The 13,165-nt window shown below is 43.3% G+C and carries 14 protein-coding genes; 7 read left to right on the forward strand and 7 right to left on the reverse strand.

Features of this window, described 5'->3' with window-relative positions:
* The first annotated feature begins 63 nt into the window (after window positions 1-63).
* Both FO440_RS00530 and FO440_RS00535 read left to right on the forward strand, forming a co-directional pair.
* The gene (locus tag FO440_RS00530) at window positions 64-645 is read left to right on the forward strand and encodes a thymidine kinase (protein WP_144246283.1); all 582 of its coding nucleotides are present in this window, start codon (window positions 64-66) and stop codon (window positions 643-645) included.
* 115 nt (window positions 646-760) lie between these two features.
* Window positions 761-1,129: a response regulator transcription factor gene (locus tag FO440_RS00535; RefSeq protein WP_144246284.1), complete on the forward strand. Its 369-nt coding sequence runs from the start codon at window positions 761-763 to the stop codon at window positions 1,127-1,129.
* Between the two features lie 23 nt (window positions 1,130-1,152).
* Here FO440_RS00535 and FO440_RS00540 read toward each other — a convergent pair whose 3' ends face one another.
* The gene (locus tag FO440_RS00540; RefSeq protein WP_144246285.1) at window positions 1,153-3,291 is read right to left on the reverse strand and encodes a DUF6259 domain-containing protein; all 2,139 of its coding nucleotides are present in this window, start codon (window positions 3,289-3,291) and stop codon (window positions 1,153-1,155) included.
* Window positions 3,292-3,520: 229 nt separating this feature from the next.
* Here FO440_RS00540 and FO440_RS00545 point away from each other — a divergent pair, with 229 nt between their 5' ends.
* Window positions 3,521-3,700, forward strand: a complete 180-nt coding sequence (locus FO440_RS00545) for a hypothetical protein (protein ID WP_246104144.1) — start codon at window positions 3,521-3,523, stop codon at window positions 3,698-3,700.
* 20 nt (window positions 3,701-3,720) lie between these two features.
* Here FO440_RS00545 and FO440_RS00550 read toward each other — a convergent pair whose 3' ends face one another.
* Entirely contained in the window at window positions 3,721-4,080 is a 360-nt protein-coding gene (locus tag FO440_RS00550) for a hypothetical protein (protein ID WP_144246287.1), read from the reverse strand.
* A 208-nt stretch (window positions 4,081-4,288) separates the two neighbouring features.
* On the opposite strand from FO440_RS00550, the gene msrA reads away from it, so the two are divergent.
* From msrA to FO440_RS00565, 3 genes are read left to right on the forward strand one after another with little or no spacing between them, the layout of a single operon-like run.
* On the forward strand, window positions 4,289-4,921 hold the full coding sequence (msrA, locus tag FO440_RS00555) for a peptide-methionine (S)-S-oxide reductase MsrA (protein ID WP_144246288.1): 633 nt from the start codon (window positions 4,289-4,291) through the stop codon (window positions 4,919-4,921).
* Window positions 4,918-5,439, forward strand: coding sequence for a peptide-methionine (R)-S-oxide reductase MsrB (gene msrB / locus FO440_RS00560; RefSeq protein WP_144246289.1), 522 nt, complete (start codon window positions 4,918-4,920; stop codon window positions 5,437-5,439). The genes msrA and msrB overlap by 4 nt, the downstream gene beginning before the upstream one ends.
* 36 nt (window positions 5,440-5,475) lie before the next feature.
* Window positions 5,476-5,706 carry a DUF4287 domain-containing protein gene (locus FO440_RS00565; protein WP_144246290.1) on the forward strand — a complete coding sequence of 77 codons (231 nt, stop codon included), beginning with the start codon at window positions 5,476-5,478 and terminating at the stop codon, window positions 5,704-5,706.
* Between the two features lie 26 nt (window positions 5,707-5,732).
* Here FO440_RS00565 and FO440_RS00570 read toward each other — a convergent pair whose 3' ends face one another.
* The 5 genes from FO440_RS00570 to FO440_RS00590 form a co-directional block, all read right to left on the reverse strand.
* Window positions 5,733-7,928, reverse strand: coding sequence for a glycoside hydrolase family 3 C-terminal domain-containing protein (locus tag FO440_RS00570; protein ID WP_222103914.1), 2,196 nt, complete (start codon window positions 7,926-7,928; stop codon window positions 5,733-5,735).
* A gap of 176 nt (window positions 7,929-8,104) precedes the next feature.
* Entirely contained in the window at window positions 8,105-8,668 is a 564-nt protein-coding gene (locus FO440_RS00575) for a cysteine hydrolase family protein (RefSeq protein WP_144246291.1), read from the reverse strand.
* Between the two features lie 25 nt (window positions 8,669-8,693).
* The gene (locus FO440_RS00580) at window positions 8,694-9,974 is read right to left on the reverse strand and encodes an MFS transporter (protein ID WP_144246292.1); all 1,281 of its coding nucleotides are present in this window, start codon (window positions 9,972-9,974) and stop codon (window positions 8,694-8,696) included.
* A gap of 66 nt (window positions 9,975-10,040) precedes the next feature.
* Window positions 10,041-10,658 carry a TetR/AcrR family transcriptional regulator gene (locus tag FO440_RS00585; RefSeq protein WP_144246293.1) on the reverse strand — a complete coding sequence of 206 codons (618 nt, stop codon included), beginning with the start codon at window positions 10,656-10,658 and terminating at the stop codon, window positions 10,041-10,043.
* A gap of 98 nt (window positions 10,659-10,756) precedes the next feature.
* The gene (locus FO440_RS00590) at window positions 10,757-11,107 is read right to left on the reverse strand and encodes a DUF1801 domain-containing protein (protein ID WP_144246294.1); all 351 of its coding nucleotides are present in this window, start codon (window positions 11,105-11,107) and stop codon (window positions 10,757-10,759) included.
* A gap of 102 nt (window positions 11,108-11,209) precedes the next feature.
* Here FO440_RS00590 and FO440_RS00595 point away from each other — a divergent pair, with 102 nt between their 5' ends.
* The gene (locus FO440_RS00595) at window positions 11,210-12,973 is read left to right on the forward strand and encodes a c-type cytochrome (RefSeq protein ID WP_144246295.1); all 1,764 of its coding nucleotides are present in this window, start codon (window positions 11,210-11,212) and stop codon (window positions 12,971-12,973) included.
* The last annotated feature ends 192 nt before the right edge of the window (window positions 12,974-13,165 follow it).

Consider the following 13,165-nt stretch of genomic DNA (forward strand, 5'->3'; position numbering starts at 1 on the left):
AAAATTTGCTTATCAAAATTAAGCATTAAATTCTGATATTAGACGTTTACAAAAAGTTTACCAATGCAGCTCACCGAAGATATTTTTAGGCGAAAAAATGAAAGCGGTGGTGGTATTGAGGTTATTTGCGGGTCGATGTTCTCCGGCAAGACCGAAGAATTAATAAGACGGATTAACCGTGCCCGCTATGCCAAACTAAGCGTTAAGATCTTTAAGCCAAAGCTTGATATCCGTTATGACGATAATGACGTGGTATCGCACAACGCTACCGCAGCCGCGTCAACTCCCGTAAATAAATCGGCAGAGATACTACTACTTGCCGGCCACGCGCAGGTTGTAGGCATTGACGAAGCCCAGTTTTTTGACAATAAATTGCCTGATGTATGTACAACGCTTGCTAATAAAGGCATCAGGGTAATTATTGCAGGGCTGGACATGGATTTTAAAGGCCGCCCATTCGGCCCCATGCCTACGCTTATGGCCATTGCCGAATCAGTAACTAAAGTACATGCTGTATGCGTAAGGTGTGGCAACCCGGCGCTATATTCATACCGTTTAGTGCCCAGCAAAGAAAAAGTATTGTTAGGCGAAAAGGATAGCTACGAGCCACGTTGCCGCATTTGCTACCACAGCAAAGCTTTTTAAACGGCCGCTATTCATCATATTTCTGTCTTATTGGTCATAATTAAACTAAAATTTACTGTAGAGTAAAACAAAAAGCATATGCTTATTTGTTGTTGTATTATTACCTAACACTACAATGGCCAAAAAGATATTAATAATTGAGGATGATAAAGACATTAGAGAATCTATTGTTTATGTTTTGCAGGAAGATGGTTATGATGTGACCGCTTCGGAAGATTCAAAAATTTTGAGATCTGTAAATGAGCTTGCCCCCGATATGATATTATTGGATAACTGGCTCACCGAGTGGAAAAGCGATGCCAATGGCGAGCAGCTTAGCCGCGAACTAAAAAGCAATCCGGCAACCAGCCACATTCCGGTTATTATTATATCTGCAGTAAGCAACATTAAGGAAATAGCCGTAGCCGGTTTAGCCGACGATTATTTGCGAAAGCCTTTTGACGTAGCAGACCTTACTGCTATTGTTAAAAAGCATATTAAATAACAAAGCGTACGGTCCCTCAAAAATCATTGTTCCATCACCACCACTGCTGATCTTGGCGGAACTTCAACGTTACCATCGGTAGCAGTTTCGTCCTGGTTTTCTGGTGATACCAAAACCAATTTCCCTTGGTTAGGCAGGCTCACTTTGCAGTTAACTGTTTTACGTACAGGGTTAACCAGTACCACTGCTCTTTTCCCGGTTGATGTTGTAAATACCGAATATTTATGATCGCCGTTGGCAGATACTGTCGCGCCTAATGTATCGTGAAATACCCCATCCCATAGATAAGCTTTGTAGCGTTTACGCAACGCATCAATTTTCTTTCCATAATCAAGCGTCATTTTAAAATCAGTAATATGGCCTTTAAAGTTATAGGGTTCATAACTGATAATGTACCGATCCATCAAGATCAGGTTCAGCATTTCGCGGTCGTCAAAACCGTTTACAGCAACTATTAAAGGAGCTTGCGGATCAAGGTATCTGCATACAGGTATTGAACCGCCATTTATCCGGAAGTACGAGGTTGAATAGTACTGCATCAACCAATCCATATGCCCCTCTCCGGCAAACAGAAAATCAGGACTGATCTTATCCGCAGCCGCGCGCAGTTGTGACGCCAAAGGCATATCGCCGCCATAAATATACCCCGGCGCGGTGTAGCCGTGATCTGCGGCAAAACTATATTTAACAGGGCCATGATGGCAGTTCTCATCAAACAACCAGCCCGAACCGCCAAGGTCAAGTAGTTTTTGAAACTCTTTGGTAATTAAGTTGCGATATTCAGGACTTACAAAATCCATTACTGCCCGGCGGCGGGTGTTTATGCCGGCCAATTGCGTAGGTGTGTAGTAACTGTAACCGCCATGTTCATAAGGGATGCCATAAGGATCGGTAGCTGCGTATTTGTAAAGTTCTTTCTTATACCAGTCTTTAGTTTTATCTGCCCAGTTTAGCTTGCCGAACATGATCATTTTAACACCCATCGCCTGAATTTTAGCTATGGATGCTTTCAATTCTTCTTTTGTACCTAATCCCGGGTCTGTGTTTTGACTGGGGTCCCCTCCGTCTTGCCCATCCTCATTCCAGCCTACCAATTGTATGGCGCCTACGCCATTATCAGCACATTCTTTTCCGTATTGAACAATATCCTTGTATTTGACCCTGTAATCTTGTTCAGGCGAGCTGATCTGCAGTTGAAACCACGAATGCACATCGTTTATCCAGCCCGGTGTATGGGGTGCTTTGAACCAGGTATTGCGCCATTGTTTATACATGTCAACACCTGCGTGCCAATCGCCGGTATAACATTTCATGACCACGGGCACCAGGTTAATGTTGGTATGCGGATGGGCAAACACGAAATGGCATGTCCTGAATTCAAGATTTACCGCATGCCCGTCAATCTCATCGGTATTGGGTACCGGTGCGTTAACAGATTGTTCCACACCGGGATTTTGTACGAAAGTAAATTGCAGCAGGTATTGCTGATAAGGGTCTTTCATCTCCACGTACATACCCTGATCAGGTGCCTGGATCAAACAAAATATGCTCCGGTTCGAGTCGAAGGTTTTCATAGCGGTAAATGTGCCCCAGTAACCTTTGTCATTACCAAAATTAGGGAACAGCTCTACCGATTCCAGGTTACCATACCACATCGTTTTTACCTGCATTGGTGATGTGGGGGCCGGCCGGTTAAAATCACCTAAATAAGGATAGTCTATCGTTTCGACAGTAAGGTTTGAATTATTTTCGAGTGAGGCATTAAAAGTGAGTTCACCATTATTTAGTGTTACAATTCCGGTAAATTTCATGGGTAGTACACCACCATGATCGCTTGTAAGTTTATCCCAATGTATCCGTACTTCGTGTTCTGATATTTTTTCTACGTGGGCGGGTTGGCCCTGTCCTGATACATAGTTACTTCTTTGATTTGGCAACGGTACCAACATCCTGAAAGTAGCACCTAATTCTGCACGCTTTTCAATTAACCAATGGGTTGATTTACGTTCCATCCGGACCAGCGCACCATTATTAGCATCAAAAGCAACTAATAGCGAATCGTCCTGTATAATTATTTCTTTATCGCCAACCGGCGCTGCCTTTACACTAATAGTTGCGCATAGCAAAACACAGGCTATTACTAACTGTGATATAATTTTCATGAAAAAGTATTGCGGTTTATAACTTGTAAAAGTAAAGTTAATGATTAAGCTGAATAATCATTATGCTACCTGTTCATAGTACAAACATCAATTAATACCGCCGTAAATAAATATACCGCTGTATTATGCGTACCTTGCGGCATAATCGTAAAGGCATCCCGATTTACCGGGATGCTTTTTTTATTCACTAAAACCCACGTACCCTATGGCTAAATCCCAAGCAACTTTCATGAAAAAACAATTAGAAAAAAATCGTCAAAAAAAGAAAGAAGATAAAGCACAACGTAAACAGGATCGTAAAGACAACCCAACAAGTGGCGACCTGGACAGTATGATGGCTTATGTAAATGAATTTGGCGAAATTACCTCAACTCCCCCTGCTCCACCCAAACCAACCAACAGGGATTAACCTGTTTACTGCTAAATATTTCAGTCGTTGTAATGGCCGCGTTTTATCATATCCTTAAAGACTTTCGTTAAAAATACTTTATCCGTATTGCTTAAATGTCTTTGTTTTTCGTTACCGTTTATTTGGTAAGTAATATCGCCATGGCCATCACGCGAAGCAATTAAAGACTGACCGTCTTTTTCATACTTTGCAAAGCCGTTTGGCGTAATGCGTGTAATTTCGGTGCTGTCGTCACTAAAATAAGTACGGCCCACGTATTCAATTTTAACACCGCCGTTACCATCATCTTCAGAAATAACTACATGCCTGCCAGGTCTGCCGCAAGCTGTTATCATAGCTACAAAGCTTAATAGCGCTACTGTGATCTTTAAATTTTTCATTGTGTATTTTATTAAAATGAGCTAATGTTCAATTATTTAATGCAAACATAAACAATTATTATAGTACTATGCAATACATAATACTATTTATTTTATACTTATCTGCAAATTGTCAATCGTATATCACAATTTATAGAAAACGTTACTTTTGCCCTGTTTTACCCGTAACCGGCAATACGACACGTCATTTTTTACGTTAGTTACCCATATGAAAAAGATATTTTGTTTTTTACTGCTGATGCAATTTGCCGTATGTGGCGTGTTTGCATTGCCCCGTCAACCCATTGTTAACCATTCAAAACCTGCCACCTTAGATACCGCCACCTTTGCTACAGGCTGTTTTTGGTGTACCGAAGTAAAGTTTCAGCAACTAAAAGGGGTTAAAAAAGTGACATCAGGATTTGCAGGTGGCCATGTGGCCAACCCTACTTATGAGCAGGTTTGCACCGGGACAACAGGTCATGCAGAAGCCTGCAATATTGTTTATGACCCGAAAGTGATAACCTATGATGAATTGATCGAAGCGTTTTTTGTAGCGCACGACCCTACCCAGCTAAACAGGCAGGGTAATGATGTAGGCACTCAATACCGTTCGGCAATATTTTATCACAACCCGGCTCAAAAAGAAAAGGCTGATTATTACGTGAATAAGCTCAACGCCGAAAAAGCTTATAAGTCTAAAATTGTGACACAAATTGTTCCATACACTGTTTTTTACAAGGCCGAGGGTTATCATCAAAATTATTATAACCTGAACAGTAGCCAGCCGTATTGCAAATATGTTATACAACCTGAGCTGGAGAAATTTAAAAAGGTATTTAAAGACAAATTAAAGCAATGAGAACCGCATTAATTATAGCCGCCATTTTGTTGGGATCGGTAAGTGCTTCTGTGGCGCAACATCTTAAAACAACCGGCGGGCACGAAAATAATCCATATTACTCGAACACAGACACCAAGCATTTAAAGGTATCAGATGCCGAGTGGAAAAAGATCTTGCCGCCCGCGCTTTATGCTACAGCGCGCGAACAGGCAACAGAGCGACCCTTTACGGGCAAGTTCTGGAAAAGCGATGCCAAGGGAACTTATTATTGCGCGGTATGCGGCAACGTACTTTTTCGGTCGGATGCTAAATTTGCAAGCGATTGCGGCTGGCCCAGCTTTTTTGAACCTGTAAGAAAGAACGCGGTAATTTATCGCGAAGATGACTCTTACAACATGAAACGGATAGAAGTGATATGTGCCCGCTGCGACTCGCACCTGGGGCATATCTTTGATGACGGCCCCCCGCCTACCGGTAAAAGGTTTTGTATGAACTCGGTGTCGCTGGATTTTTTACCTGATGATTTTAAGAAATAAGCAATGATGATTACTTTGGTTTAAAATCTAACGATCATGTCATTCCAGGGATATTTAAATAACATTGAGGCCAAAACAGGTAAAACCGCGGATGATTTTAAAAAACTAGCCGAAGCTAAAGGCTTTACCAAAAATGGCCAGCTTACTGCCCAAACTAAAGCCGGCGATATTGTAAAGTGGCTGAAAGATGATTTCGAGCTTGGCCACGGGCATGCCATGGCTATTTACGCGCTACTAAAGGGTATTAAAAAAGAGGGCGACCAATAAAGGTACCCTCTTAAGTTACTTTCATTTTAATCCATTACCTTAAATTGTGACTTCAGTCGGATATCTGCCGATGAACTGCCAACCAACACATCAATCGGTTCGGGTTCAACCCTGAAATCGTGGATCTTTTCGTCATAAAAAGCCAGTTTGCTGCCCGGAATAGTTAGTGTAACTGTTTTAGTCTGGCCGGGATTTAGGGTGATCCGCTCAAATCCGCGTAGCTCTTCCATCGGACGTTTTAGGCTTGGCGCAACATCATGGATGTATAGCTGTACTACTTCATCGCCGGCCATTTTACCCGTATTTTTCACATCGACCGATACGGTAATGGCATCTGTCGCTTTGATCTGATTAGCCGACAATTTTAGGTTACTATAATTAAACGTAGTATAGCTTAACCCATGCCCAAACGGAAACAGCGGCTTACCGTTAATATACATATAGGTAAAACCTTTGGTTACATCATATTCATCCTGCGAGGGAACCTGATCTGCAGAGGCATAAACTGTCAAAGGCATCTTACCACCGGGATTGATATTGCCGAAGATCGCGTCGGCAATGGCGTTACCACCTTGTTCACCAGGCCACCAGGCCTCTATAATGGCCGGGGCGTGTTCTTTGATGTAAGGTATGGTTAACGGGCCGGCATTCATCAACACCACAATAGTGCGCGGGTTAACTGCCAGTACCGCTTTAACCAATTCTTCCTGGTTGCCGGGTAGTTCTAATGATGTACGGTCCTTACCCTCGGCCTCGACATTTAACGTGGTACCGATGTACAAGATAGCTACGTCGGCTTTTTTAGCGGCATCTACTGCTTTTTGCAATTCGGCTGCTTTATCAAATTCGGGCGCGTTTTTACGTGGTGGGGTTATTTCAGCACCGGCTGCGTAAATAATTTCCGTACCGGGGGCCATCCTGTTTTTAATTCCCTGCATGGGGTTCACCGCATTAATGGGTTTACCGCTGTAACCACCTGCGGTAAACATATCCGCATGCGGGCCAATTACAGCTATGGTCTTTATTTTATTTTTATTTAAAGGCAACAAATGGTCTTTATTGGTCAATAAAACCATTGCCTCTTGCGCGGCTTTTAATGCCAGATTGATGTGCTCAGGGCTGCCAATTACGCTCATGGGTATTTTGCTGTACGGCACCTTTTCCTGCGGATCAAACTCGCCCAGCAAAAAACGATCGCGCATTACGCGCGAAACCGATTCGTCCAGTTTAGCCTGTGTAAGCAAACCCTTGCTTACTGCGATGGGGATATATTGCATAAATTCTTTGTCCGAAAAATCGCAGCCGGCGTTGATGGATTTTGCTACGGCTTCTTCATAACTCATCTGCCCTTTTTCGTGACCGTTCACCATGGTATTAACCCCGCCCAGGTCAGATACTACAAAACCCTTAAAGCCCCATCGGTTTTTAAGGATATCGGTCAGCATCATATGGTTAATATTATTGGGCACCCCGTTGATGGCGTTGTATGATGCCATGATAGATTGCGCGCCGCCTTCAACAATACAATCCTTAAAATGGGGCAGCCAAAACTCATGCAGCATCCGCTCGCTTACAGTTGCCGATCTGCTGGTACGGTCGGTCTCCACATTATTAACCGCGTAATGTTTTAAGGTAGATACCAGTTTAAGGTATTTAGGATCATTACCCTGTAGGCCTTTAACGTGCGCCACGCCTATGCGCCCTGTTAAGAACGGATCCTCGCCAAAACACTCGTTAATACGTCCCCAGTACGGATTACGGCTCACGTTGATCACCGGCGACCGGTAAATTAAACCTTTCTTTTCGCCTTGAAAATTGGGGTCCTGGTGCCAGCCGTTGTAAATGGCACGCGCTTCGTCTGATATCGCAGTAGCTTCGGTATAAACCAATTTGGTATCCCAGGTAGCAGCCATGGCGATAGAAACCGGGAACATAGTTGTTGGCCGCGTCCACACAACACCGTGCAGGCTCTGGTTCCATTTATCAGACTTGATACCGAATTTAGGGATATCCGGCCCAACGTGGTTCAGGTATTCCGCTTTTTCCTCAAGTGTCATCCGCGATAGCAGGTCTTTTACACGTTCGTCTACCGGTTTGGTGTAGTCGAGGTATAAAGGTTTATCTGTGTCCTGAGCGAGTGACCTGTTGCCGGCCATCAGGGCTATCAACAAAAACAACAAGGCTGCTTTTATCGGACTACACTTGCGAGGTTTTAATTTCATTTTAGGATGTTTAATATTGGCGTGGTTTGAAACAATAGTTCTGTTTAACCATCACAAATATATTTAAAACCCACAGCCGCAAAAGCATTTAAACCCCTCAACACAAAATTGTTACCTAAATAAAGAGCGCTTACCTTTACCGGGTAAGCGCTCTTTGTTATGCTTTGGTTTGATGATTATTGTTTCTCCCAGTCGGCCACATTCAGTACATCTGCCTGGCGCGGGAAAACTTTTTCTGTTAATACTTTATGTACTTCGGCATCGCCATCGGCACAGCAATCAGCCAGTACGGTTAAGCGGTAATCCTTATCAGATGCCTCGCGTACGGTTGATAATACTACGCCGCTTGTTGCTATACCGGTTAAGATAAGATGCTGCGCGTTATAAGCCCTAAGGATCACTTCCAGATCGCTACCTGTAAAAGCGCTCACTCGGCGTTTGGCTACAATCACTTCGCCTGCCTGCGGTTTTAAGTCGTCATGTACGTGCATAAACTGGGCCATATCTACACTGGCAAATCTTTCCTTGCTTGCAGCGAACCCTTTATTGTTCATACTGATCTCTGGCGAACCCTCCCTAAAACCAACCACTACATAAATAATCGGGATGTTTTTCTCACGGGCAATAGCTATAGCTTTAGCTACATTGCCAAGAATAGCGGCGCTATCAGGCAGCATAGCTACTATACCTGCCTGCATATCCATCACTAAAAGCACGGTGTTTTTTGTGTTCTGTTCCATTTTGATGTTTTTTATGGTTTGATGTTTAATTAATTTTTTCTGATTCTATTATTTCAGCGGCCATATCAGGCTGGTCGGTTGTTTGAGCGATCCTACTCTTTTTGAAAAGCTGAAAGAATACCAAGGCGATAATTAACGCAATTATCCCTTGGCAAAACATGGTTAAAGGCGCGCCTATTTTTTGCGAAACTGTGCCTATCAACAAGGCGCCCAAAGGCAATACACCGAAAAACGACATGGCCATATAGCTCATTACCCTGCCCCGCATATGGGTAGCTGCCTCCATTTGTATAATGGTGATACAGGTTGACATGGGGGTTAAAGACCCTAACCCTATGATCATGGCAAAGGGCAATGCCAGCGGCAAATAACTTACGCGCGAAAACAGGATTAACCCGGTAGCCAAAACCACAATACTGCCTATCAGGATGGGTTTTAAGTCGGTGCCTTTTTTTACAGACGCCAGCACTAAACTACCAATTATGGCACCCAAACCCACAGAGCTGCTGATGTAGCCGTAAGTTGTAGCGTTGCCTTTGTAAACAACTTTGGCAAATATGGGTTCAGTGGTATCATAAGGTAAAACAAACAGGCTTAAGCTCACCAGCACCAATAGTATTATACCTATGGCCGGTGTTTCCCTGATATATTTAAAACCTTCGGCAAGTTCTGACATTACCTTTTTCTTTATAGTAGGTGGATTAAATTTTGGAAAATTCATTAACAATAGCGACGTGATAACAGCTATAAAACTCACCGCATTTAATGAAAAACAAATACCTGCGCCAAATCGCTGCAGCACAATACCTGATAAGGCCGGGCCAACCATCCTAGCAATATTTACCATGGCCGAGTTTAAAGAAATGGCGTTTGCCAAATCTTCTTTATTCTCTATCAGTTCCAATATCATAGGTTGCCTTGCCGGCACGTCAAAAGCATTGATGATGCCTAACACAACACTTAAGGTCAATATCTCCCAGATAACATAATGCCCGGTTAATATCAAAGCGGCCAGTAATATGGCCTGGATCATTGAGGCGATTTGCGTAACCAGCAGGATCTTATACCGGTCATAACGGTCGGCGACTACGCCGCCAAATAACGAAAGCAGGAACGACGGAAACTGCTGCGCGAAAACAGCAAAGCCAATCATCGAGGCAGAATGCGTGAGCGAATAGATCACCCAGATAACCGCCGTACGCTGCATCCAGGTACCTATTTGTGAGATAGACTGCCCGCCAAAAAATAACGCATAATTACGGTTATTAAACGCCCTGAATGTGCTTGATGATTTACTTTTTTCCATTAGCTATATTTACCAGCAACCATTTCGACATTTTTTGTCACTTTGTCGAAAACGATTCAAATTTTTTTACTTCTTTATCCCGTTCATGATCACGCGGGTAAAGGTCTTTACAACCGACTCGATATTTTCAAAATTATTGTCGATTATCATTTCTCTTTTGATGCCATGTACGCCGCTTAGCAACACAAAAACCAATTCTTTTTTATCCTGCTCTGCCACTGGTTTCAATTCGCCGCGTTCGATACCATAGTTTAAAATTTGCTTTAATAAAGCCCCTTCCTTTTGCATGATCAGCCCGTGATGAATCACTTTGGTTTTGTTAAAATCAGACATCGCGTCAGCATCCATACCCGCGTCAAGCGTATTATAAAATCCACGCCTTTCGCGCAGTATATTCAGCTTGGCAACACAAAACGCATTTATTTTTTGTTCGACAGTTTCAACACTATTTACCGCGACAGCAATAGCGCCTACCAAGTCTCCTATCTCCAACTGCATCACCGCATCGAAAATCTCGTCCTTACTCTTGTAGTAATAGTAAAGCGAACTGCGACCCTTGCCGATAGCTTTAGCCACATCGTCCATAGTTACCTTATAAAGCCCATGCACCTGGAACAGCCGTTTGGCCGCCTGCAGGATCTGGTCTTGTATGGCATCTTCTTTTATGGGGGTGGTTACAGTCATCTATTTAGTTAGAGACACAAAAGTAGATTATTTAAACATTTAAACAAATTTTGTCGAAAAGTTTATAATAAGTGAAGATAGATTTAACAGTTCGCTGACTATTGGCCGTTATTAATCAATTTAATATAGGTATTCAACTTATTTAGAACGATCTCTATCGGGATATCTTCATTAGGGTCTATCAACATTGACTCGTACTGATCTTTTGGCTTTATCCCTGGTGTCACTTCCTGCAAACTTTTATCCAAACAAAAGCCCAGTTTTAGCTTCTTTTTGTCGAGCCATAAATAAGCAAGTTTCTTGTCTTTATAAGTAAAGAACGGGATCTGGAATTTACGTTCATAAACAATTAATGGGTTAACGCTTAAAATAATGTCCCGTAATGCCAGCAGGCAGCTTTGGTAAGGCTCGGGCTTGGATAGATAGTAAGATTCAAGCGTTTTGATCATGAATGTAAATCTTAGCACTAATGTAAAATTTTTCAGAAGGTCCGCGCCGTCGTTTTCTAACCTTTTTATAAACAATGTGCAACAGCAGGACGTTTGCACTTTATGCCATTCAAAAAATACAGAAAATTCTGTCTGCCCGGAATCTTGTTTACCTTACTGCTGATCAGTTTTACCACAACCAAAAAGAAACCTTCATTTTTAAAAGCTGATCCGAAAAATGGCGGTCTTTATCTTCCGGGTGGTTTTGAGGCAATAACGGTTGCGGATAGTTTATCCGGCCGCGCGCGTCATTTAGCGGTAAATGCAAATGGCGACATTTATGTTAAGCTAAGGTTCCCGGACGATACCTCCGGCAACGTGGCGTTGCGCGATACTAATAACGATGGCAAAGCCGATATCATTAAACGGTTTGGCAATTATGAGGATAAAGGCTCGTACGGTACAAGTATGCGCATCCATAACGGCTACCTGTATTTTAGTTCGGAGACAAACGTTTACCGCGAAAAGCTAAACCCGGCAACGCTGATATCAGACGGACCGCCGGAACTGATCTTACATGACGAAAACGGGCAGCATGAGCACGACGCCAAACCAATAGCTTTTGATAATGCTGGGCATATGTATGTGGCCTTCGGCGCGCCGTCAAACGCCTGCCAGGTTGCAAACCGGGTACCGGGATCGTTAGGGATAAAAGGCTGTCCGCTGCTGGCCGAATATGGCGGAATCTGGCGCTTTGACGAAAACCGTGCGGGCCAGACTCAAAAAGACGGCAAGCGCTATGCAACCGGGCTAAGGAGTGTAGTGGCGATGGACTGGAATCAACAGGAAAATTGTTTATACGTGGTAGCGCACGGGCGCGATGATTTGCGGCTGCAATTCCCCGGTAAATATACCGCCTGGCAAAGCGCAGTATTACCTGCGGAAGAATTTTTAAAGATCAGGGAAGGAACCGATGCCGGCTGGCCCTATTATTACTACGACCCGTTTCTGAAAAAAAGAATGTTAAACCCCGAGTATGGCGGTGACGGTAAAAAAGAAGGAAATGGCGCAAAATTTATCAAACCAATTTTTTCATTCCCGGCACACTGGGCTCCGAATGATCTTTTTTTTTACACAGGCACGCAATTTCCGGCGCGTTATAAAAACGGGGCTTTTGTAGCGTTTCATGGCTCAACAGACCGGTCGCCATACCCGCAGGCGGGTTTTTTTATTTGTTTTGTACCATTTAAAAACGGTCAGCCTACCGGGTCTTGGGAGATCTTCGCGGATGGTTTTTCGGGCCGTGATACGGTTGTCAGCGCCAGTGACGCTGTTTACCGGCCAATGGGTATTGCCATGGGTGCAGACGGTTCATTATACATCAGCGAGACAGAAAAAGGCCGCATCTGGCGTATTGTATATAAAGGCGATAAAAGCAAGTTTGGTCAGCCCCAATTGGCAAAAATGAAGCTGAGAAAAAAGCTTCCAAGTTTCAGGACGCCGAATCCTGTCCGCGATAATTTAATGAAGGGAATGCTTAACGGCGGCACCAAAATTTATAATACCTACTGCGTTAACTGCCATCAGCAAAACGGCAAAGGCGACGGCAATATGTACCCACCGCTAAGCGGATCTGAATGGGTTACCGGCGGAAAATACATGGAGAAAGAGCAGTCCATAACCGTATTGCTGCAAGGTCTTAACGGACCAATAAAAGTAAAAGGCCTGCCTTATGATAACACCATGCCGCAACATAGCTTTTTAAGCGATGGGGATATTGCACAAGTGCTTACCTATGTAAGAAACAACTTTGGTAACAACAGCAGCCTGGTTACAACGGATGAGGTAAAGACTGTAAGGAATAGTTTAGGGTTAAGCAAAAAGTAGATCGTAATATACTAAAATCACCTTGCTATAAAACAAAAAACCCGGCGCATCATTACGATCACGCCGGGGTATTAACGTATTATTTGATCTTTTTATGTAGGGCTACGTGCAACGTGCGGCACTTTAACGGTGATCAGGTAAGTTCTTTTCTGGAATACCTAACCGTGAATCTTGAATTGTAGATAGGCCTTG

Origin of the sequence: Mucilaginibacter corticis (assembly GCF_007558865.1) — a bacterium.
Lineage (GTDB): Bacteria > Bacteroidota > Bacteroidia > Sphingobacteriales > Sphingobacteriaceae > Mucilaginibacter > Mucilaginibacter corticis.